At 69.7% G+C, this 21237-nt stretch carries 25 protein-coding genes, 1 pseudogene and 2 riboswitches; of the genes and pseudogenes, 6 read left to right on the forward strand and 20 right to left on the reverse strand.

The features are described 5' to 3' along the window. Nucleotides 1–155 precede the first annotated feature (155 nt). A complete protein-coding gene (locus FF096_RS25515) occupies nt 156–566 on the forward strand; it encodes a hypothetical protein (RefSeq protein ID WP_155222107.1) in 411 nt (136 codons plus the stop codon). 18 nt (nt 567–584) lie between these two features. Further along, nucleotides 585–941, forward strand: a complete 357-nt coding sequence (locus FF096_RS25520; protein WP_155222108.1) for a hypothetical protein — start codon at nt 585–587, stop codon at nt 939–941. Between the two features lie 81 nt (nt 942–1022). Here FF096_RS25520 and FF096_RS27615 read toward each other — a convergent pair whose 3' ends face one another. The 10 genes and pseudogenes from FF096_RS27615 to FF096_RS25570 all read right to left on the reverse strand — a co-directional run. Further along, nucleotides 1023–1160, reverse strand: coding sequence for a hypothetical protein (locus FF096_RS27615; RefSeq protein ID WP_155222109.1), 138 nt, complete (start codon nt 1158–1160; stop codon nt 1023–1025). Between the two features lie 398 nt (nt 1161–1558). Further along, the gene (locus FF096_RS25530; RefSeq protein ID WP_155222110.1) at nt 1559–2479 is read right to left on the reverse strand and encodes an ECF transporter S component; all 921 of its coding nucleotides are present in this window, start codon (nt 2477–2479) and stop codon (nt 1559–1561) included. Continuing rightward, nucleotides 2476–4107 carry an ABC transporter ATP-binding protein gene (locus FF096_RS25535; RefSeq protein ID WP_155222111.1) on the reverse strand — a complete coding sequence of 544 codons (1632 nt, stop codon included), beginning with the start codon at nt 4105–4107 and terminating at the stop codon, nt 2476–2478. Before FF096_RS25535 ends, FF096_RS25530 begins: the two co-directional genes overlap by 4 nt. Then, nucleotides 4104–5348, reverse strand: coding sequence for a CbiQ family ECF transporter T component (locus tag FF096_RS25540; protein ID WP_155222112.1), 1245 nt, complete (start codon nt 5346–5348; stop codon nt 4104–4106). The genes FF096_RS25535 and FF096_RS25540 overlap by 4 nt, the downstream gene beginning before the upstream one ends. After that, entirely contained in the window at nt 5341–6276 is a 936-nt protein-coding gene (locus FF096_RS25545; protein ID WP_155222113.1) for a hypothetical protein, read from the reverse strand. Before FF096_RS25545 ends, FF096_RS25540 begins: the two co-directional genes overlap by 8 nt. After that, nucleotides 6273–7694: a prenyltransferase/squalene oxidase repeat-containing protein gene (locus tag FF096_RS25550; RefSeq protein ID WP_155222114.1), complete on the reverse strand. Its 1422-nt coding sequence runs from the start codon at nt 7692–7694 to the stop codon at nt 6273–6275. Before FF096_RS25550 ends, FF096_RS25545 begins: the two co-directional genes overlap by 4 nt. Nucleotides 7695–7829: 135 nt before the next feature. Beyond that, a riboswitch (cobalamin riboswitch) is annotated at nt 7830–7899 on the reverse strand. Between the two features lie 129 nt (nt 7900–8028). Next, nucleotides 8029–8523: a hypothetical protein gene (locus tag FF096_RS25555; RefSeq protein WP_199180083.1), complete on the reverse strand. Its 495-nt coding sequence runs from the start codon at nt 8521–8523 to the stop codon at nt 8029–8031. A gap of 31 nt (nt 8524–8554) precedes the next feature. Beyond that, the gene (locus tag FF096_RS25560; protein WP_102656675.1) at nt 8555–9598 is read right to left on the reverse strand and encodes a peptidase; all 1044 of its coding nucleotides are present in this window, start codon (nt 9596–9598) and stop codon (nt 8555–8557) included. Nucleotides 9599–9695: 97 nt separating this feature from the next. Next, nucleotides 9696–9831, reverse strand: a riboswitch (cobalamin riboswitch). A 73-nt stretch (nt 9832–9904) separates the two neighbouring features. After that, on the reverse strand, nt 9905–10399 hold the full coding sequence (locus FF096_RS25565) for an HAD domain-containing protein (RefSeq protein ID WP_155222115.1): 495 nt from the start codon (nt 10397–10399) through the stop codon (nt 9905–9907). Nucleotides 10400–10422: 23 nt separating this feature from the next. After that, a pseudogene (locus FF096_RS25570) lies at nt 10423–10614 on the reverse strand (IS110 family transposase); the annotation flags it as partial. A gap of 83 nt (nt 10615–10697) precedes the next feature. Between FF096_RS25570 and FF096_RS25575 the strand changes: the two are divergent. After that, on the forward strand, nt 10698–11177 hold the full coding sequence (locus tag FF096_RS25575) for a tyrosine-type recombinase/integrase (protein WP_230462973.1): 480 nt from the start codon (nt 10698–10700) through the stop codon (nt 11175–11177). Between the two features lie 76 nt (nt 11178–11253). On the opposite strand, the gene FF096_RS25580 is transcribed toward FF096_RS25575, so the two are convergent. Further along, a complete protein-coding gene (locus tag FF096_RS25580; RefSeq protein ID WP_155222116.1) occupies nt 11254–11784 on the reverse strand; it encodes a GNAT family N-acetyltransferase in 531 nt (176 codons plus the stop codon). Here FF096_RS25580 and FF096_RS25585 point away from each other — a divergent pair. After that, nucleotides 11774–12139 (forward strand): hypothetical protein, encoded by a 366-nt coding sequence (locus FF096_RS25585; protein ID WP_155222117.1) that lies wholly within the window; start codon nt 11774–11776, stop codon nt 12137–12139. The two genes, FF096_RS25580 and FF096_RS25585, sit on opposite strands and share 11 nt — an antisense overlap. 17 nt (nt 12140–12156) lie before the next feature. Here FF096_RS25585 and FF096_RS27620 read toward each other — a convergent pair whose 3' ends face one another. The 3 genes from FF096_RS27620 to FF096_RS27135 form a co-directional block, all read right to left on the reverse strand. Continuing rightward, nucleotides 12157–12570, reverse strand: a complete 414-nt coding sequence (locus FF096_RS27620; RefSeq protein ID WP_375335393.1) for a DivIVA domain-containing protein — start codon at nt 12568–12570, stop codon at nt 12157–12159. A 109-nt stretch (nt 12571–12679) separates the two neighbouring features. Beyond that, on the reverse strand, nt 12680–14143 hold the full coding sequence (gene xerC, locus FF096_RS25595) for a tyrosine recombinase XerC (protein ID WP_155222118.1): 1464 nt from the start codon (nt 14141–14143) through the stop codon (nt 12680–12682). Nucleotides 14144–14343: 200 nt separating this feature from the next. Next, nucleotides 14344–14664, reverse strand: a complete 321-nt coding sequence (locus FF096_RS27135; RefSeq protein ID WP_155222119.1) for a helix-turn-helix domain-containing protein — start codon at nt 14662–14664, stop codon at nt 14344–14346. A 682-nt stretch (nt 14665–15346) separates the two neighbouring features. Between FF096_RS27135 and FF096_RS25605 the strand changes: the two genes are divergently transcribed. Further along, entirely contained in the window at nt 15347–15967 is a 621-nt protein-coding gene (locus tag FF096_RS25605; RefSeq protein ID WP_155222120.1) for a hypothetical protein, read from the forward strand. A 244-nt stretch (nt 15968–16211) separates the two neighbouring features. Here FF096_RS25605 and FF096_RS25610 read toward each other — a convergent pair whose 3' ends face one another. The 4 genes from FF096_RS25610 to ltrA all read right to left on the reverse strand — a co-directional run bounded on the left by FF096_RS25610 (nt 16212) and on the right by ltrA (nt 18787). Then, nucleotides 16212–16445 carry a hypothetical protein gene (locus FF096_RS25610; RefSeq protein WP_155222121.1) on the reverse strand — a complete coding sequence of 78 codons (234 nt, stop codon included), beginning with the start codon at nt 16443–16445 and terminating at the stop codon, nt 16212–16214. A gap of 54 nt (nt 16446–16499) precedes the next feature. Then, a complete protein-coding gene (locus tag FF096_RS25615) occupies nt 16500–16697 on the reverse strand; it encodes a hypothetical protein (RefSeq protein WP_155222122.1) in 198 nt (65 codons plus the stop codon). A 252-nt stretch (nt 16698–16949) separates the two neighbouring features. Then, complete coding sequence (locus FF096_RS25620) at nt 16950–17312, reverse strand: hypothetical protein (protein ID WP_196222653.1); 363 nt, start codon at nt 17310–17312, stop codon at nt 16950–16952. Between the two features lie 38 nt (nt 17313–17350). Further along, a complete protein-coding gene (gene ltrA, locus FF096_RS25625; RefSeq protein WP_102660010.1) occupies nt 17351–18787 on the reverse strand; it encodes a group II intron reverse transcriptase/maturase in 1437 nt (478 codons plus the stop codon). A gap of 606 nt (nt 18788–19393) precedes the next feature. Here ltrA and FF096_RS27625 point away from each other — a divergent pair. Further along, nucleotides 19394–19663: a hypothetical protein gene (locus tag FF096_RS27625; RefSeq protein WP_155222124.1), complete on the forward strand. Its 270-nt coding sequence runs from the start codon at nt 19394–19396 to the stop codon at nt 19661–19663. A gap of 297 nt (nt 19664–19960) precedes the next feature. On the opposite strand, the gene FF096_RS26460 is transcribed toward FF096_RS27625, so the two are convergent. Both FF096_RS26460 and FF096_RS25640 read right to left on the reverse strand, forming a co-directional pair. After that, nucleotides 19961–20590, reverse strand: coding sequence for a hypothetical protein (locus tag FF096_RS26460; protein WP_230462971.1), 630 nt, complete (start codon nt 20588–20590; stop codon nt 19961–19963). 4 nt (nt 20591–20594) lie between these two features. After that, nucleotides 20595–21237, reverse strand: a 643-nt coding sequence (locus FF096_RS25640; protein ID WP_230462972.1) for a S1 family peptidase, incomplete at its 5' end; no start/stop codon positions are given.

The following is a 21237-nucleotide window of genomic DNA, read 5'->3' on the forward strand; positions in this document are numbered from 1 at the left end:
GGGCGGCTGCGTCCACTTCGCACGCCCCACCACCGCATCCTGCCAGGTCAGACCGCCAATGGCGGCTGCCGTACTAGGATGGCTTCCGTGACCAGTGCACCGTCTCAGCGATGTTGAGACTGATCGTGTCGACACCGATGCACCGGTAGTCGGTGTTGGCCGGCACGACCAGCAGTGCCGGCTTCGGCGCCCGTTACACGCCACAGGACGTGGCCGTACTCACGATGATGGCCCAACTGACCGCGCGTGGCCTGTCCGCAGCAGAAGCCGCCCTGCAGCTCGTCGACAGGCGACAATGCCGCCCGTCGACCATCCTGGCGGCGACCACCACACCCCAGTCCGCGGCCCGCGGGATCGCCCGCGCCGCTCGCCGCATGGACGTGCGCACCCTCCGGGAAACGCTGACAGCGGCGGTCACCGCACACGGCGTGGTACACACCTGGCACACCCTGGTCGAGCCCGCCTTTATCCTGATCAGCCGAGCCCGATACAGCGAGGCACGTCGAGCGCTCACCCGCCGTGTGCTTGCCCGCTGTCTGAGTGAGGTCTTCGCCACGGTGCCGTGACCATGCTCCGGATCACCGGTGCGCGTCCTCCTGGTAGCCATCGACGAGCGCCGCGACCGCGTGGCGCTGGACGCCCTGGCCGCCGCACTCGCCGAAGACGGGATCGCCTCGCTACACCTCGGTGCCGGGCTGCAGCCCGCCACGCTCGTCGACGCGGTCGGTCGTAGCCGACCCACCGTCGTCGCGGTGTGGAGTCACAGCCGGCATGGCCGCGGGCCGCAGATCCTCGGGACACTCGCCCACGTCTCGGGTTGTCGGCCCACCGTCGTGATTGCCGGGAAGGGGTGGCCTCCACAGACCACCCCGACGGCCGGGATGTTGGGTCCATGCCTCGGCCTCGCCGACACGGTCGCCACCGTCGCCAATCTGATCTGAACCGACGTGGGCCGGCTGTCGGAAGAAGGTTGACGGTCCGGGTGGCACGCACGCGAGGTGACGCCACCCGGACCAATCCGCTCAGGCGAGGTCGACGCCGCGATAGAGCGGGAATGCCGCGAGCAGGTCGGTGGCCTGCTCGCTCACCCGGTCAGCCAAGGCCGGGCCGATCTGGTACTTCGCCTTGGAGCCCTCGGTCGGTGTGGTGCTGCTGAGCACAGCGTGGACCAGTCGGCGATCTGGTCCGGCTCACGACGCCGAGGCCACGACTGATCAGGGCCGGGGTACCGATATCGGATGCCCGAGGTGTACCAGGCACCGTGCTCGTACCTACTGGCCGTCGCTTGCCAGACCTGGCGGGTCCGGTGCGTGATGACGGCGGCCGTTCCCACTCACCGCTGCGGTGTGGTCCCGAACTTCCGCTGGGTGCCCTCTTGCCTCGACCACGATGGATTGGTAGGCGAACCAGCTACGACTGGCCCCACGTGAGGGGACTGCAGAAAGGGTGTAACACCAATTGGTGTGTCGAGCGTGTCGCAGCGCAGTGTTACTCGAGCTCGCGTCAGGTGAGCGGTGAACATGGCACCCTGTCCGGTTACCCGTTCGCGAGTGCGTCGCTATGGGAAGGGCGTCTGTGGCGGAAGGTGAGGGTCGACCGCCGGAACCTGCTGTCCGCTGCCCTGCGGGAGCACACCGCAACCACCATCCTTCGCGGGCGTGATCGGCACAGGCCCATGTGCCGATGGTGTGGCGAAGGTGACCGGGGCGTCGAACGCGGCCCGGCGGGCGGCTCGGCGCAGCGCGGCCAGGACAGCCGGTCCGACCAGGACGATGGCGACGGCGGTGGTGACCGCCCGGCCGGTGTCCCAGCCGAAGGTGGAGGTGACGGCGGTGAAGACCGCGAAGCGGTGCAGGTTCTCCAGCACCGGTGCACCGGCGACGTAGGAGAGTTGAGTGTCCGCGCCGACGCTGAACGGCCAGAACCAGAGGTTCATCAGCAGCCCGTACGCGTAGGCGGCGACCGCGCCGTACCCGGCCAGCAGGGCGATCTCGGCCCGCCCCCGCAGCCGGGACGGCAGCAACCCCGCGCCGAGCCCCAGCCAGGCCGCGGCCAGCATCTGGAACGGCAGCCAGGGTCCGACCCCGGCGGTGAGCAGCGCGGAGGCGAACAGCGAGATGGCGCCCAGCAGGAAACCGAACCCGGGTCCGAAGACCCGGCCGGCGAGCACGAGCAGGAAGAACACCGTTTCGATGCCGGCGGTGCCGGCGCCGAGCGGGCGTAGGGCGGCGTTGACGGCGGCGAGTACGCCGAGCATCGCCAGGGCTTTGCTGTCGATGCCGCCGGAGCTGAGTTCGGCCAGAACGAGCGCGAGCAGGATCGGTAGGACGACAATGAAGACCAGCGGCGCCTCGGTGGTGCGGGCCATGCTCTCAGGTTGGGCGGGGACGAAGAACGGCCAGGTGAAGGTGGCGAGCGCGGCGACGGAGGCCAGGGTCAGGATGACGGCGGTGCGCGGGGCGACCCGCAGCACGCTCATCGCGGCACCTCGGTTCGGGTCAGCGCCGTGGTGACCTGGTCCACCGTCAGCCAGGACTGCGGGGCCAGGACCTTGGCGACCTGGGGCGCGAACGCCGGTGAGGCGAGCATGACCTCGGCGGCAGTACCGTCGGCGACGATCTCGCCCTGAGCCATCACCACGACCCGGTCGGCGAGGATGGCGACGAGTTCGACGTCATGGGTGGCGACCACGACCGCCCGACCCTGCGCGGCCAACCGGCGGACCACGGTGGCGAACTGCCGCTTGGCCCGGTAGTCCAGCCCCCGAGTCGGCTCGTCGAGCAGGACCACCGGCGGGGCGGCGGTGAGCTGGACCGCGAGCGCGAGGGCCAGCCGCTGCCCCTCCGACAGGTCCCGTGGGTGCCGGTCGGCCGGCAGCCCGGGGGTGAGGTGGTCCAGCAACTCCCGGCAGGTCCCGTCGGGCACCTCGGACTCCCGGTCGGCCTGGGCGCACTCGGCCGCCACCGTCTCCAGATAGAGCAGGTCGCCGGGGGTCTGCGGGACCAGTCCGACCCGGCGTCGGGCCTGCGCGGCGGGCAGCGCCTTCGGATCGGTGTCGCCGTCCGGGCCGGGCACGGTCACCGTGCCGCTCTGGCGTGGGCCGCTGCCCTGCACTGCCCAGAGCAGGCTCGACTTCCCGGAGCCGTTGCGGCCCATCAGCGCGACGACCTGGCCCGGGTGTAGGTCGAGGTCGACGCCGCGCACCGCCACCGTGCCCGGGTACCGCACCACGACGCCCCGCGCGGTCAGCGCCGGTACGCCGTCCGGCACCGGCGCGGCCGGTGGGGGCGACGCGTCGGCGAGCCGCTGCCGGAGGTCGCCCGCACGACGCCGGGCGTCGCGGACGGAGAGCGGCAGGGGTGTCCAGCCGGCGACGCGGCCCAACTCGATCAACGGCGGGGCCAGCTCGATGCCGGCGAGCACGGCGTCCGGTGGCCCGTCGACGACAGTGCCGTCGCCGGGCAGGTAGAGCAGCCGGTCGGCGTACTGCACGACGCGTTCGAGTCGGTGCTCGGCCACCACCACGGTGACACCGAGGTCGTGGACCAGGCGGGTGACGGCGGCCAGCACGTCCTCGGCGGCGGTCGGGTCCAGCGCCGAGGTCGGTTCGTCGAGCACCAGCACCTGCGGATGGCTGGTGAGGACCGCGCCGATGGCGACCCGCTGCTGCTGCCCGCCGGAGAGCGTCCGCAGCGGACGGTCCCGCAGCTCGGCGATGCCGAGCAGGTCGAGGGTCTCCTCGACGCGCTTGCGCATGACCGGCGCGGGCAGCGCGAGTTGTTCCATGCCGTAGGCGAGTTCCTCCTCGACGGTGTCGGTGACGAAGCCGGCGAGCGGGTCCTGACCGACCACGCCGACGACGTCGGCCAGGTCACGCGGCGGATGTGCCCGGGTGTCGCGGCCGTGCACGGTGACGGTGCCGTACAGGGTGCCGCCGGTGAAGTGCGGCACCAGGCCGTTGATGGCCCGCAGCAGCGTCGACTTGCCGGCTCCGGTGCGCCCGGCGACCAGGCACAGCTCGCCCTCCGGGATGTGCAGGCGCACGTCGCGCAGCATCGGCTCGCGGCTCTCGGCGTACCGGACGGTGACCCGGTCGAAGTCAATCATCGGTGCGCCTCCGGCTGGGCGGTGTCGCGAGGCGACGTGTGGTCGGTACGGCCGCTCGCCGCCGGTGGCACGGGCAGCGGTCGCGGAGCGGGGTTCGCCGTCGGCGCCGGTGGGGCCAGCCAGGCCGGTGCCACCGCCACCAGCACCGCGAGCACCACCAGGGGCGTCAACTCCGGCCAGGTGAGCGGGCTGACCGGCGGGTAGAGCCGCTCCGGATCCACCGTGCCGGCCATCGTCATCACCGCAGCAGTGGCCAGGCCGCACCCGGCGACGGCCAGCTCGGCCAGCCGCCACCGGTCGGGGCGGTAGCGGCTACGCCGCACCTGACGCCCGGCCAGCAGCATTCCGGCCACTGCCGTGGCCAGCCCGGCGACCAGCATCGGCAGACCGAGGTAGCCCGGCACGGTCGCGTCGAGCAGGCCGTACGTGCCGACGCAGACACCGACCAGCCCGGCGAGCACCAGGGCACCGGTGAGTGCACGCTGACCGGCCGGTACGGCGGCGGTGCGTCCGTAACCCCGCGAGTCCATCGCCGCCGCCAGGGCGAGGGACCGGTCCAGGGCGTCGGCCAGCACCGGCACGGCGATGCCCCGCAGGGCGCGCAGGCCGTGCCCGGCAGCACCGCGCAGTCGGCGGGCGCGGCGTACCCGCAGCACGCTCTCGACCAGTTGCGGGGCGACCGACAGGGCGACCACCACCGCCGTGCTGACCGCGTACAGGGCGCCGGGTACGGCCTTGAGTAGCCGCTTCGGGTTGGCCAGGGCGTTGGCGGCACCGAGGCAGATCAGCATCGTGGCCAGCCGCAGCCCGTCGTAGAAGCCGCCGAGAAGTTGTTCGGCGGCGACGGGACCGAACAGCCGGATACCGGCCGCCCAGGCGGGCAGCGGGATCTCCGGCAGGTGGAGCAGGACGTGGTCGCCCTGACCACCGCCGAAGACGAGGCGGAACAGCACCCGCATCGCCACGATCACCGCACCGAGCACCAGGTACATCCGGAACGCCAGCGCCCAGGGGGCGTCGCCGCGACGACGGACCACCACCAGCGCGGCCGCGGCGACGATCATCGCCAGCGGCAGCGGGTTCGTGGTGTGGCTGGCGGCGGTGGCCAGCCCCAGCGCCCAGCACCACCACGCGCCCGGGTGCAGGCTGCGCGGTAGCCGGCCGGCCCGGACGGACCGGGCCCCGGACCACGCCGACACCCGGGCGGGCGGTCCGCTGTCGACGACGGCCCGGTCAGTCATCCGGGGTACGCCGACGACGGGCCGCGAGGCCACCGCCGCCGACCAGTGCCACCAGCAGGAACAGCCCGGCCAGGGTGCCCAGCGGCAGACCGTCGCCGTCCCGGGCCCCGGTCACCTCGACCGGCGGGAGCGAGCCCGTCGGGTCGGTCGACGGCACGGGGGCGGCGCCCAGGGGCGGAACGACGCTCGCCGTCGGCGGCACCTGCGGCGCAGGGCCCGACGGGTCGCCGGTCGGCGCGACCGGGACCGAGGCGGCGGGCGTACCACCTGCACCGGTCGGGGTGCCGACGCCGGGTGCCACGGGTGCGTCCGCGGTCGGTGGCGGGAGGGCGGGTGGCGGGTTGCCCGGTGCTGGTGGGGTAGGTGCGGGTGGTGGCGGGGCCGGTGCCGAGGTGCGGGGCGGCGGCGGTGCCGGTGGTGTGGTGCGCGGCAGGGCCGGCCGGTTCGGTGCCACCGCGGGTCGCGGCGCATTGTCGGCGCTGCGGTTCAGCGAGAACGACCAGCCTTCGAAGCTGCCCGCCGGGGGCTTGCGGTTGAGGACCCCCTTGTCGCTGTACGTCCAGACACCGCCGTCCGGCGCGTGCCAGTACGACCAGTAGGCGCTGGCCGGCGGGGTGTCCACGCACTTCTCCGTCGCGGCCGAGGGTTTACCCTCGATCCGGCAGATAAAGCCCTCGCCCCAGCGCAGGGTGCCGGTGATCTGGAAGCCGGCGCTCTTCAGCGCGGCAAGGCCGGTGGCCTGGTCGCCCGGGGCGCAGCGGACCACCACCCCACCGCCGAGCTCCTTGAAGTCGACCACCACGGTCACCCCGTCGGCGTCCGGACAATGACCGGCGCGGCCGGCGGCCTGGGCCGGAGCCGCCCCGACGGCCGTGCTCGCGGCGGTCACCGCGAGCACCACTGCCGCACGGACCGCCCGCCTGCTCATGTGGCCCGCCGGCGGCCCAGCACCAGCAGCACCGCTCCCCCGCCGACGAGCAGCAGCGCGGTGAGCACGTACCCGCCGATGGCCACGCCGGTGGTCGGCAGGCGTCCCGGTCCGCCCGCGACCGGGCTGGTGCTCACGGTCGGCGTGGCGACAGGCGTGGACGGCGTGTCACTCGGCGTCGGGCCGGCGGTGGGCGTGTCACTCGGCGACGCGCTCGGCGTCGGTGACGCGGACGGTGCGGGCGAGCCGGTGGGCGTGGGCGACGCGCTGGTCGACGGGGTAGGGCCGCCGGTGGGCGGCGGATCGAGACCGATCCGGCCGAGCGGCACCTGGGCCAGGCCGAGCAGCGCCTGGGCGGTAGCGCGACGCCACTGGTCCCGAAGGTTGTCGGTGATGCCCTCGTCGACCGCCTCGGTCAGCGCGCCGGTGTCGTAGGCGATGGCTCCTGCGTCAGCCGTAGCGGCACCACCGTTGGCTCCGGTGAGCTGCAGCGCTGCCAGGGCCTGGGCGGCCCGGGTGGCCTCGGTGTCGCGGCCGGCCGCGGCGAGTGCCTGGCCGGCGAGGCCGGTGCTGTTGGAGTTCGCGCCGCTGGTCGGCCCGGACCCACCGAAGGACCCGTCGGCGCGTTGCTGTGCCACCAGCCAGTCCACGCCGCGTCCCGCCGCGTCGTCGGCACCCGCGGCCAGCAGCGCCTGGACGGCCATCGCGGTCGAGTCGACATCGAGCGTGGCGTTGCTCTCGGCGTCGCAGGACGGCGACGGTGCGCCCGCAGCATCCGGGTACAGCCGAAAACCACCGGCCGCGCACTGCTGCCGGACCAGGAAGTCGACCGTCTCCTGCGGTGCGCCGCCGCTGCGGGCCAGACCGAGGACCGCGAAGCTCTGATCGAAGGTGTTGGACGGGTCCTGGCCGGACTCGTCGGTGGTGCGGCTGGTGATCCGACCGTGCTGGTGACCGGTGTGCGCCCCGGAGACCAGCGCCAGAGTTTCCGCCCGTAGGTCCCAGCCACCGAAGTCGGTCGGATCGGCGCCGGCGGCGGAGGCCGCATAGAGCAACTTCGCGGTGGCGCCACCGTCGGTGAAGCCCTCGATGCCCCAGTCGTCGTAGCTGTTGTAGGAGCGCACGTTCGCGGCGATCTGCGCGGTCGCCGCCTGCCGGGTCGACGGGTCGACGCCGGTGGCGGCCAGGGCGAGCATGCCGTCGATGGTGAGGCCCCAGTCGGCACCACCGAACGGCCCGGGCAGGACACCGTCGGCGTACTCGCCGGCGAGCCAGGCTGCGGCGTCACGCGCGGCAGCGCTGTGGGCCGCAGAGGAGGCGGCCACCCCAGAAGGGGGTGTGGCGACGACGATGGCGAGCGCCGTGACGACGGCGACGCCGAGACCGGCGCCGACGCGCCGGAGCGGGGATGTGGGCATCAGGGGTGCCTTTCGCAGAGCGGTCGGTGAAAGCTCCGGAAGGCACCGGCAACGCCGTCGCGACGACGTGCCGAAAGTCGGCTGCCCGGACTTCACCCTGTAGACCTCGACAGTGGAAGCCGCTCGTCCGATTCGGGGCATTCCGGCTCGCGAGACAGGGCTCGCTCACGGTTGCGGGTCAGCGCCGGCTCTTACCGGCTTCCCCCCGAACGGGACGCATTCAGTTGTGTGCCCGGCACACCGGGTGTCGACACCGTACCGTGCGGTCACCCTACGGTGCCAGACGGCGTCGACACCCGGCAGGCGTCAGCGGCTCATCAGCCCGATCTGCAGGTCAGGGGGCGGTGATGCTGGGTGCCACACCGGCACCGAAGGACCATCCCTCGACCGTGCCCGGCGCCGGGTTGTAACTCGTCGCCCCCAGCGTGCTGTACGTCCAGGCGGCGCCGCTGCCCGAGGCGTGCCAGTACGACCAATACGCGCTGGCCGGCGGGGTGTTGACGCAGGGCTCAGTCGCGGCGGTCGGTTGACCGTTGATCCGACAGACGAACCCCAGGCCCCACCGCTGCGTTCCGGTCACCGTGAAGCCGGCGCCCTGCAGCGCGGCAAGCCCGGTGGCCGGGTCACCGAGAGCACACGCCACCTGGACGCCGCCACCGAGCGGACCGTAGTCGACCACCACGGTGACACCGGACGTCCCGGTGCACGCGGCGGCCTGCGCAGCCCGCGGGGACGGTTCGACAGCGATCAGTCCGAGAGCGACTACGGCGGTGGCCAGCACACCGGCGAGCCACCTACGGACGGGAATCTGGACAAAGGACATGGACACTCCTTCGAGGGGACGGGCGCTGTCTGGACCGTCAGCGGCAGCGCAGGATGGGGGCACCGGGAGACGCGGTGGCCGTGGTGAGCCGGGCATATCCGGTGCCGGTCAGGCCGAGCACGGCCTGGGCGGTGGCGCGGGTGGCGGTCGCCGGGTCGAAGACCCCACCGTCGAAATCAACCGCTCCCCGGTCGGCCACCGGCGCGGCGCAGCCGACCTGTAGTCCGGCCAGGAAGAGCCGGGCCCGCAGCCAGGCCACCGGCCGACCCCCGTCGCGCAGCGCCTGCGCCGCCAACCCGGTGCTGTTCGCATTCGCGACCCCGCCCGCGCTGGCGAAACCGCCGTCGACGCGCTGCACGGAAACCAGCCAGCGCAGCCCCGCAGCGGCGTCGGCCGACCGGCCGGCGGCACGCAACGCCTGCACCACGACGGCGGTGGCATCCACATCGGAGACACAGACCGGCTGCGCCGCCAGCAGCGGATAGCCGCCGTCGGGGCACCGCGTGCCGGCCAGCCACCCGGCGGCGGCCGCCGGCACGCCCTGCGTGGTCCGGTCCAACGCGAGGATGGCGAACGACTGGCTGAACGCGTTGCTGAAATCACCCCACGCCGACAGGTCGGTGAAACGGCCACTGGGCGACTGGAGCGAGCGCAGCCGGGCGATGAGATCCACACCGCCGACGTCAGTCGGGTCACCGCCGCGCACCGCGACCGCGAGGGCAAGCTTGGCGGTCGCACCCGCGTACGCCTCGGTGACTCCGTCGCCGATGTACCCGTCGCGAACGCCCGGTCGGGTGACCCAGGCCAGGGCCTGGGCGCCGAAGTCGTCGGCGGCACCGGCGGCAGCGAACGCGAAGACCGCGTCGAGGGTCAGCCCCTGGTCCGGGTACGCGACGCCGTCGAAGACGGTCTCGAAACGTTCCCCGTCAACGAGTTGGCGGGCCAGCCAACCAGCGGCCGCATCCGGCCGGACGGCACCCACCTGAGTGGGCGCGGCGACCGCCGGGGTGGCCAGGGTGAGAGCGGCGAGTACGCCGCAGAACAGGGCGAGCAGGCGGTGCCGGCTCAGGCGGACGACCATCGGAAGCGCCTTTCCGGCCCGGCGGTCATCAGAACCCGGCCCGCCCGGCGAGGGCGCGACTGGCCGGCCTCCGACCCGTGGGCCACGACGGGTGAGGAGCAGGACTCGCGGGCACGGCAGGTATTCGGGCTCGCCACCAGGGATACCCCTGGCGGCCCACCGTTGCGGGCCAGCGCCGGACTTCGACCGGACTTCCCCCGCACGCACACGCGGCTGTTCAATTGTCGCGCCAGTCTCGTCCACCCCACAGCCGCTGTCAATCCGCGACCAGACACGCACCGTATGTCACCGTGACGGGGGGTGTCCCTATGGGTTTGTCAATGGGGCGTCGAGGGTCTTGGCCCAGGCGATGACGTGGTCGATGGCGTCGCGGGTGAGGCCGATCGTCGGGTCGGTGGTGATCAACAGGGTGGGGCTGGTGCGTGTGGCGGCCCAGCTGTGAGCTTCGGGTGTGTGGAGGTCATCGATCCATGCCGCGGGCCGTTGCAGGGCGTAGGCGGCAATGAGTGGGATCTTGTCGCTGGGGTGGAAGGGTGGGGCTGGCATGGTGATCACGGGTAGGGCCGTGATGTGCAGAAGCGGAGCGAGAAGCTGGTTGGCTTCGTCGTTCCAGCTTGTGGCCCATGCGATGTCCAGGACGGTGCTCGCTTCGGTGATCCAGGCGCCGTGTGTGGGGTTGACACGAACGGGTTCCTCGTCCTCAGGGAACAGGTGGTGCTCGGTGTAGCCGGCCGGCGGCTGAGTGGTTCCGTAGGGGTTAAGGACACCGTCGACGTCGAGCAGCAGCAGGGGTCGGCTCATTCGGAGGATTGTGCCTGGTGTGGTCAGCCGGTTGTGACCGCGACGATTGGCCTCGGCTGGTAAGGGACCTTGTCGCGGAGCATGGCGAACAGGACGTCGATGCGGCGGCGGGCCAGGCAGATCAGGGCGGCGTTGTGGCGTTTGCCTTGGGCTCTCTTGCGGTCGTAGTAGGCACGGCTGGCTGGGTCGGCCAGGGCAGCGAACGCGGCGAGGAAGACCGACACTCGGACTGGGCCATCTGCAGTTCGAGGCCCTTGTCACCGCCGCCCGGCTGTCTGCCAACCCGAATGACTTCGCTCTGGTCGCCCTCTTGGGCCTGCTCGGCTTACGAATCTTCGAAGCCTGCGGGTCGAACATCGCCGACCTGGGAGAGGCACACGGCCACCGGGTCCTACGGGTGCGCGGCAAGGGCGGCAAGGTCGTCCTCGTCCCACTGCCAACCGCAGTCGCCCGAGCCATCGAACGGGCCGTCGATGAGCGCACCGCCGGGCCGCTCTTGCGCAACATCCATGGTGGGCGGATGGACCGACACGCCGCCACTCGTCGGCTCAAGCACCTGGCCCACATCGCGGGGATCCGGATGCCGAGGATGCACCCCCACATGCTGCGCCACACCTTCGTCACCACCATGCTCGACGCCGGCGTCAGCCTCCGCGACGTGCAGATCGCCGCCCGCCACGCTGACCCCCGAACCACCATGCGTTACGACCGAGCCCGCAAGAACCTCGACCGGCACCCCAACTACATCCTCGCCGCCTACATGGCCTCCGGAACATGACCAGCCGCTCACGGCTTTGCCGATGTGCGGATGTGGCGGCGGCAAGCGGCGGAGGGGGCGTGGCGGTCTTTGTCGTTCAGGTGGCCAGCTTCTCGAAGAGTTCGTTCGGCGCGTCGTAGTACCTCGTTGTCCGGCCGAGGTGCGTCATGCCGAGCCGCCGGCAGACTGCCTGAGAGGCACGGTTGTCCGGGTCCGTGACCGCGATGACCCTCGTCAGACCCAGGCTGAACGCGTCGGCCAGGACCGCCGCCGCTGCTTCGGTGGCGTAGCCCTGTCCCCAGGCCTCCGGATGCAGGTGCCAGCCGACCTCGATATCGGTCGGCCCGCAGGCCGGTTCCCCGGCCGACAGGGGAATCGGCTTGAGTAGGAGGTTTCCCACCAGCCGGCCGTCCGCTGCCGTGGTGATGGCCCATATCCCGTGAATCGGATCATCGATGGCGCGCCGGCGTGCGATCGAGGCGAGGGCATCCTCGCGGCTGTTCATGATCCTGGGCCGCGCGCCCAAGAATCGCACGACCTCCCAGCGGGACTCGAGATCCAGCAGGAAGTCGGCGTCCTCATCGCGCCAGGGGCGCAGCAGGAGGCGGTCGCTCGCGATGCTGCGCATGCGGCCTAATCTAGGCAGCGCGAGCAACGCGCCTCAACCCGATTCCACTCGCACGCCTCTGGCCGCGATCCGCGCGTCGACCGACGTCGAGTACGACGTACGTGAGCTGATCAAGGAAGTCGACTCCGGCGATCGCGATAGCGTGCCGGCGTATGCAAAACCCTCGAGCAGGAGCCTCTCCTTGTCCAACAGCCCTCCCTCCCCTGAGGATGATGTTCCGAGTAAGTTCGACAACCTCGTGTTTCTCAGCCCCGAGCAGTACGAGGCACTGCTGAAGGCACGCGAGGAGCAGCAGCACGATCTGAGCTGCGAGCAGTGGGAGGCCGCGCTGAAGGCGCTCGAAGAACCGCTTTGACACGTGGCTCCCCTCCGTCAAGCATGAGTGCTGGGATCTTCGTCCGGTGACGGCGCCGCCGGGGTGGGCGGTACCCGAGACAGATCCTTGCGGGTGATCCCGGCCGCCTGTTCGTGCGCCTGGTTGAGGATCGCCTCCGCCTCCCGTCGGGCGGCGGTCACGATCCTCTCGGCTTCGAGCCGTGCCTCCGAGCGGTGGTCGTCGGCCTGCTCCTCGGCGAGTTTGAGGATCTGTTCTACCCGGGTGCCCAGGCCGCTGAGGGTTGGCCGCTGCCGGTTGCGCCGTCGTCGTTCCGCGACGACCCCGGTTTCTATGGTCGTCCCGTCGACTGCCACCCGGGCGTCCCCGTCGCGGTCGACCAGGCCATCTCCGACGAGATCGGATTCCGTCCTACCGACCAGCGAGAGTACGACGCCGAGCACGGCGATCACGACGCCGGGTCGTCGACGACAGAAAGCCGACGTGCGTCAGAGCGTTCTGGGCGGTTGCACGTTCGTGCGTGCGGCACCGTCGACCGGTGGTCCATGCCCGGATGGCATGTTATGCGGCCTTGGCACGCCTGTTCTTGATCTTGTTGGCGACGGCGTCGGCGGCGTCGCGGTGGAGTTGCTTGCTGACGCTTTGGTAGGTGTCGCGGGTGAGGGTGGTGGTGGAGTGGCCGAGTTGTTCGGAGACGATTTTGATGTCGATGCCGGCGTCGAGTGCCAGGGTGGCGGCGCTGTGTCGTAGGTCGTGTAGTCGGATTGGTGGGAGTCCGGCTTTGCGGACGAGGCGCCGGAAGCGTTGGGTGACGGCGTTGGGATGCCAAGGATGGCCGTCGGGACGGACAAAGAACAGTCCTGTGTTGGGCCATGCGTCGCCGGCCGCGAGTTGCCACTTGGCGCGGAGGGCTTTGTAGGCGGTGAGGATTTTTACGGTGTCGGCGTCGAGGGCGACGTCGCGGTTGCCGGCGTGGCTTTTGGGGGCTTTGTGGACGGGGGTGTAGCCGTGGGTGGCGATCTGGTTGTTGATGGTGGTTTCTCGGCGGTGCAGTCGGACTTCGCTGTCGCGTAGGCCGCAGGCTTCGCCTCGGCGGGGTCCGCGGTAGGCCATGTAGTGCCACATGGGGAACAGGTCGGGTGCGTGAATGGCGGCGTAGTCGAGGAATTCCACGACGTGGTCGTCGGTCCAGACCATCACCGGTCCGGGGACCTTGCCGGTTTCCTTCCACTGTTGGACGCGTTCGTCTTCCCACATGATCGGCCGGGCGGGTTCGCCGGGGACCTTGACCAGCGCGGCGGGGTTGGCGCCGACGATGAGTTCGTCGGCGAGAGCGTCGTTGATGGCTTTGCGCAGGCAGGCGCGGATGCGTTGGCGGGTGTTGGGGCCGGTGGGCCGTACCCCGGCGACGGTCTTGCGGACGGCGGGGTCGGGACTGGCCTTCGCGGCGATGATGTCATCGTTTCGGCGTTCTATCGCGGTGAACATGGCGCGGATGTGGCTGGTGCGTAGCTTGTCGAGCGGGATGTCGCCGAGGTGTGGTGTGAGGTGCACACGGACGATTGACTCATAGCCGCGCAGGGTGTTCGCGTCGACGTCGATGTGGGCTAGCCAGGTAGTGAGGTAGTCGGCAACGGTGGGCATCTCCGCGAGGACCCCGTCGCCGCGCAGTCGTTGGCGGATGCGGTCGACGTCGGGCAAGGGTCGTTTGGCGCGTACGGCGCTCTGGAGTAGGTCGGCGATCTCGGTTCGGCGGCGCGTATCGCCCTTGGGGGCGAGGGCGAGGAGTGCACGCGCGTGGTCGAGTTCCTCGGCCGCAGCGCGTCGGGTGGGTAGGCCGGCCCGTCGCAGGGGTCGTCGGCGGCCGTCGGTGTTGGGCGGGAGTTCGAGTTGGTAGGCCCAGCTTCCGTGCTCAGAACTCCAGGCGCCGTTCGCTCGGCGTAGTTTTGGACAGTCGTTTCCGTAGGGCTTGCCGTTGTCGGGGTGGCGGCAGCCGCAGCGTTTGAAGATGCTTCCGGCAGGCATGGCTGGTGGTGCTCCTTGATCAGCTAGGGGTGGTGCATCGGTTTCGGTTGATCCACATCAACGCGTGACATGCGGGCACGATCAAGTCGGCCGGACCCGTCCAATGGACGGGTCCGGCCGACTTGGGTGCGCGATGCGGATCCACCTTTATGGGCGCGGCGCGCAGCCGGAGTAGCTGCTAGGCCCTGTGGGTCAGGCGGTTACGGAGGGGTGTCCGTAGTGGTGATGGGTATCTCTCGTGGCGCGGGGGAATCGAGCAGGTGTAGAGCGGCCAGCAACGACGCGGTGGGGATCCGGTAGTGGGCGCCGACGCGGAAGTGCGGCACGGGAAATGCGTTGCGCCGGATCAGCTTGTATGCCGTGGAGCGGGACATGCCGAGCACCGAGGCCGCAGTAGCCAAGTCGGTGCTGACACCCAATGCACGGATGCTCTCGGCTGTCCACACGTTCTGCGAGTCGGTCGGCGTGGAGTTGGGGAATTGCTGTGGTGATACCGAGTGATTGTCTCCTGACGGTCGCATGGCTATCTCCTCATTGGTGGGTTCGTGCGAGGCGCGGGGCGTAGTCGTGCCTTTCTGTTCGGGTGCGGTCGATCGGCATCCGGGAGTGGGTCATAAGCAACGACCGCAGGCAGCGAGCGCGGTCGGCATTCATGCAGAGGCTTCAGCCGGCAGCGACGTGAGGACGGGTGCCTGACTCGGGGCCCCGCACGGACGTGCGGCCCACAACATGCGCGGCCGACCGACAGGGTCCGGGGCGGGCCGATGCCGGGTCGGCCCGCCAACACGGCACCCCCGCCCTCGCAGAGCGCGGCGTCGGTGTCCGGCCGCTCGCCGATCCGCTGTCGATCATCACCGCCGACGAGGGCAGGCCGGATCGCGCCCTGTTCGCCGAGATGGAACGCACCTTCACCGCCGAGCGTGCCGCGAACGCCCGCGCGGTCGCAGAGGCCGAGGGCCGGCACGTCGGCCGCCCTGTCGCACACGCGAACGACAAGATCGAGTACGTCCGGCTGCTCAAAGGCGCAGGGCGCCAGCCTCGGCGCGATCGCCGCGAAGACGGAAAGCCCCAAGACGTGGTCGGACCGCTACCTCGCCGACCCTGGCGTGGTCAACGGGCGAGCGTCGGCGCCACGACTGACCGGCTCGAGAAATGTCTCCGCCGTGGAGGAACGGATACGCGCCGCGCCGTCGTGAGAAGGACATGACTGCAAGCATCAGCACCATGGACGAGGCGATGGCCGACGACAGTGAGGCCGGCGAGGACGAGTTCTCGATGGTCCTCAAGCCGGGGCATGAACACGCAGCCCCGGACATGTACCCGCGCCTCGGGAACATCTCGGCCGGTCTCATGAACACCGCGGTCCTGCGGGCCGAGGAGCCGACGCGGCCGGAGTACGTCACCGTTCCGCTTCGCCGGTTCCGCGGCACGGTCGACGAAACCGACCTCAAGACGTCGGTCGCGGTGTCCCGGTGGAATCAGCTGTGGGAGGCCGCGCAGTTCCGTCGGCGCATCTTCGGCGAGGAGGACCTGCCGGGCCCTCTCTACCGGGTGGCCGACCGGGGAGACGTCAACGTCGTGTTCGTCCCGCGCACCGCGAGTCGCTACTACGAGTACGCGCCGCTTTTCCACCTTTTGCCGCGGGCCGCGCTCGAGCGGCACGGGCTTCCGCTGCTGCGCTACGGGGAATGGCCGTTCCTGACCCAGCTGGGTGACATCGAGGACGCCGTGCCGGCCGACTTCCACTCCCGGCTGTCGCGCGCCTGGGCGGGCACCGTCTGGCGCCCCAGCCGACCCGTCCGCCCGGCCCGCCACCGGCCCTAGCACCGTCGTCCAGGCCCGTGGACACGGCGCCCCCGCCGGCGACGTCCATAGGCGGCGACCAGCCGCTGAGTCAACAACCAGTGACGCACACCGCCCCAGCGCTGTGACGAGTGACGATGTCGTCGGGATCGAGCGCTGCGGGCGGCGTGCCCAACAGGGCGATGCATGGGCTCGGCTGGACCATGTGCTCCGTCGTACCGGTCTGCGGACGGTGTGACGGCCACAGGGGGCGTCGGGGGCCGGGTCAGTCTTGCCTGACGTGCTCGCGCCAGGAGCCGGGTGAGGGTGCGCGCAGGAGGCGGTCGATCATGTCCTGGGCGTCGGCTTGGCTGTCGAACTCCCAGCGCAGGGTCTTGCCGGTGTCGCTGTCCCCGGCGCGGGCGACGACCGTCCATCGGGTGTGGCGGACGAGCCACACGTCGCGGCGCGCAAGCCGCCCCCATGCGCCGTTCCACCACCTCCTGACCACCTGATCCATGACCCGAATCGTACGCATGTTCGATCGCGGTGTGGGTGGCTGGTGGGATGGAGTTCACTCGCAGCGGTCCTCGGCGCCCCTGCCGTACTGCTCGCAGCAGTCGGGGCGGTGCCGGTAGACCCGTAGGTCGTTTCCCTGCCGGTGAGCGAACTCAGTGGTGATCTCGTACAGGCAGGCTCGCCAGACGACGGTTTCCCCGCCGCCGGTGACGACCTGCCCGTCGCCGGGCCCGCCGCGCAGCAGCAGCTTCATTCCTCCGACGGTAGACATCCCGCCCCGTCGAGGGCGGCAGATCGTGGGCGAACCAACTCCGGTCCACTCATCGAAGCGCGCTCAGGCTGGGTGCTGGTCAACGACGAGCAAATGCTCAGGATGGCGTGCCGGATGCGGCTTCAGGTGGTGGGTGGGGATCGTGCTCGGAGGGACATGGCCGGCCATCGGCCGTCGACCGCGCCGGTTCCGTGGCCTGAGCGGGTTCCGGAGGGCGTCAGTCCGCACGATGTGTCAACAGGCCGTTGCGGTGGCGGTAGCGGTCTGGTCGGATTTGCGGGCACAGTGCGGGCATCGTCGTGGGCAGGGTGTCTGCGGGTCGACGGTGGTGAGGCCGCTGGCGTGCAGGATGGTGGTGACTGTCTGCTCGAAGGTGTTGGTCTCGCCGATGACGGTCTCCCCGGGGATGTCGAGCAGGTCGCGGTGGGTGTACCAGCTGCGCATGTGTTCGGGGGTGAAGGACACGGGCTCGTCGCGACGGAGGTGGCGTCGGACGGTCTCGTCGAAGTGGAGTCGGACCAGGGCGCGGTGGCAGCGTTGCCGCTGCTCCGTTTCCCTGGCCCGCTCCCCGCACCCGGCGTGCCTGTCTCCAGGCACCGGGCGCTCCACAAGCCCGCCGAGCGGTGTTCCCCGCCTCATGCCATGGCCTGCCAGGGAGAGGGGATGACTGTTCCCCGGTATCGGTAGCGCGTGGTGCGCACTCCCGCCGGGTTGAACAGTGTCCGCTCTCCGTCTGCCGGCCACCAGCCGCCCGAGCAGTACAGCCGACGCAGTTCCCGCCAGTTGCGCTGGCGGTGCTTGCGTCGTATCCACCCGAAGACCCGCTCCCACACGTACTTGCGTAGGAACCCGAACGTGCTGGACGAGACGCCCGACCGGAAGTGGGCGCACCACCCTTGCAACGCCGGGTTGAGCAGGCCAAGCAGGACTGTCAGGGGCTGGTTCGTTCCTGTACGGCGGCATAACGCCTTCACCTTCCCCATCACCGTCTTCACGGCTTTCCGGGCCGGGTAGGTGTAGACGTAATGCTGGTTTGTCCCTCGCTTCCGGTGACGCTGGATGCGCCACCCGAGGAAGTCGAGTCCCTCATCGATATGGGTGATCAAGGTCTTCTCTGGTGACAGGCGAAGGCCCATCGTCAGCAGGACCTCAGCGATCTCGTCCCGTAACGCCACCGCGTCGTCTCTGGTGCCCTTCACCATCAGACACCAGTCATCGGCGTACCGAATGAGCCTGTAGTTCGGTAGGCCATGACGACGCCGTGTGGCGCGCCTTGCGTTGCTGACGTTCGGCCCGCCGGGTGCACGGGCGACATGCTCGTCCAGCACCGAGAGGGCGACGTTCGACAGCAGCGGGGACAGGATCGACCCTTGCGGGGTGCCGGTGTTGGTCTCCCGAAGCTGGCGATCTTCGGTGAAGATGCCCGCCTTCAGGAACGCCTTCACCAGGGCCAAGACGTGCTTGTCCCCGATTCGAGCCCGCACCCTTTCCATCAGGGCGGGGTGTGAAATCTCATCGAAGCACGCCTTGATGTCTCCCTCCACGATCCACTCATACTTGCGCGGTGGGGACGCGAGGAAGCGCACCTCGGCTACCGCATCATGCGTGCGGCGGTTGGGACGGAACCCGTAGCTGCACGGGAGGAAATCCGCCTCAAAGATCGGCTCCAGCACCAGCTTCAAGGACGCCTGGACCACCCGGTCAGTGATCGTCGCAATACCCAATCGGCGGCGTTTACCGCCCGGCTTGGGGATCATCCGTTCCCGGACCGGCAGCGGCTGGAAGCTGCGCTCCTTCAACGAGGACCGCAGCCGACCGAGGTAGTTCTCGACCCCCAGCTGCTGTTCGATGGACGGCACTGTCAATCGGTCCACCCCAGCGGTTCTGGCGCCCTTGTTTCCCCGAACCCGATACCACGCCACCAGAAGGAAAGCGGGATCGGCGACGAGGTTGTACAGGTCATCGAATCTGCGAGTTGGGCTCTCACCCGCCCATCCGTGCAGCTTCGTCTGGATCTTCAGTACCCGGTGCTCGGCGCGCATCAGCGTCAGCTCCAGTTCGTCGGTATTCACCGGCGACAGCCCTCCTGACATTCCAGATCTTCCACTGCTGGCTTGCTGGCCCCCTTCGCCCTGCGGCCGGCTTTCCCGGCCCCCATGACGGGTCGTCACTCCCGCGACTACTACGGGGCCTCCGTCCCACCCGCGACCGTCAGTCGGCAGCGGACCTGCCCTTCACCAGACCGGATGCCTGGCACGAGGGCGACCGCGGATGGTTCCCACGTTCACTGCACTCCGATTCGCGGATGAGGTGCCCGACTTTGCTCCGGCAGCTTCGCCAGCGGTACGCCGCAGACCTTCCCACTGGCCTCCTCACCGGCGTATCTATCCGGCTACGGAGTTGACCGCCACGGTGGACCGAGACGGTCACGCACTGCTCAACGGCCCAGATCCACCAGGTTCGAGCCGCCACCTCGCTTACGGAACTTCGGACATCGGTTCCTCGCGTACACCTTTCCGCGTCGCTTGCCGGACCCGACCCGTCTGGCAGTACCAGGCCGTCCCGGCGTTGTCAGGACTGCTCCCACCCTCCTCGGCGCTCCCCGAGTCGGGCTGTCCTCAGCTTCACCACCCTGCTGCGACTGGGCGGCGGTGGAGTTCTCTCACCTCCACTCGGTAATGCAGCGCCTCGTGGCGCACGGACACGTCCAGGTAGAACACGGCAACTGGTCCGGGATGGTCGCCGATGAGCTGGTGCAGGACGGTGGCGTAGCGTTCGGTGTGCAGGATGCCTTCGAGGATGACGTGGTAGCCCAGGTCGAGGGCAGTGCGCGCCGTAGCGGCGATAAACGCCGGGGCGACCGGGTCGATTCGGGCGCTGTCGTGTTCCCGGAGCACGGTTCTGCGCAGGTAGTCCTGTTCGAGCTTACCGACCGGTCCCAGCGTTGATACGTCTCTGAGCTGGGCTTAGGCGGCGTGAACATGTTCGTGACGTCATGTAAAGCAGCGTGGCAGACCCGAGCCAGCAGGTTCGGGACGTCAGAGATCTTCCGACGCTCGCACCAGCTTCGGCCCGCAGCAGCCGCGACCACACTCGGGGTCGAGTCCTGTAGGCAATGGCGATGCCGAGATCGGGCATGGCGCGCGTCTGGCCGATGGGTGCGGGGGGCAGCGGTTCGGCTGAGCAGTTGATCTGCTGCCGGCATCGATTGGTGCCAGGTTGATCTGCATGAGGACGGAGGGGCGTCAGGCGGGGGCGATTTCGCCTTGGGTCAGCTCGATGTTCGGGAACTCGTATCGTTCCCGCATGGCAGCGGCCAGGTCCGCGGTCGCTTGGTCGACCATGACCATGACGCCGGATCCGTCGGCGCGGGGTGCCACTGCCGCGACGGCCATTCCTTCGGTTTGCCAGTAGGGGATGTCCTTCATGATGTTGTCCGACACCTCGTTGAGCACGGTGCGTGGATGTTGCGCGTCGGCGAAGGCCAACTGGACTTCCGGGTGTCGAAGGCGCAGACCGGTGTCGAGTTCGTCCACTCGTGGCACTGGCACGCGGTGGATCACCAGTGCTGCTCCATCGGTGCTCATGCCTGAGTACGAGTTGGTGGGGTAGGTGCGTTCGGCGTCGCGGATCAGCAGTTCTCGCGGTGTGTCACCGAGAGTCGTGGAGGGCGTCGTCAGGAGTTCCCGGGTTTGGGCTGGTGTCGGCCCCGCCGGTTGTCCGAGATCATTGGCTTCGGATCCGGCGCACCCTGCTGTCGCCGCCAGGAAACTGGCTGCGACCAAGCCGATTCGTTGCATACGCATGGCAAGATTCAGCATAGCGGCGGCCCTGCCGTCGGGCCACATCGATGTATGGCCCGACGGCGAGGTCATCGGTTCAGCTGGTGGCGATGGTCAGGTTGAAGTGCGACAGGATGCTGCCGATATTGATGTGCAACGCGACCCGCGAGCACAGGCGCCCGGTGTAGTCATACCCCTGGCAGGTGCCCTCGAACTGCTGCCCGGTCCTGACAGCGCTGATGATGCCCAACGCCCTGAAACCGCCGGTGTCGTAGCCGATCGTCGGCCCACCGCTGTCACCCTGACCGACGGATGCAACCCCTGCCAAGTGTTCAGTCATAAACGCCGGGCCAGTGACGTTTCCGTTCAGGTTGAAGTACATGTTGGTTTCCGTGATTCTCGTGTTGCAGTCGTTGCCGCTGAAGCCACCGGAGGTGCAGGCCACATCGTTGAGAACGGCACTGGCCCAGCCTACGATCGGTACGCCGGAGTTGGAGTTGAAGGGGCCGGTGAAGACAGCACCCTGGTAGGTTTGCTCGCTGATGGTCATGGCGTCGAGAGCCACCGAGCCGCTGTTGGAGCGTCCGACGTAGAGTTGGTAGAGCGGGGTGTACCAGTTGGTGTTCGCTCCGCAGTGCCGTGCGGTGATCATCACCTGGGCGTTAGTACGGCAGCCGCCATTGGCGGTCTGACCTGGCAGGATGCGGTGGTGGGGCGTGCGAAGTGGACGCAGCCGCCCT

This window comes from Micromonospora sp. CP22 (genome assembly GCF_009712475.1).
Taxonomy (GTDB): domain Bacteria; phylum Actinomycetota; class Actinomycetes; order Mycobacteriales; family Micromonosporaceae; genus Micromonospora.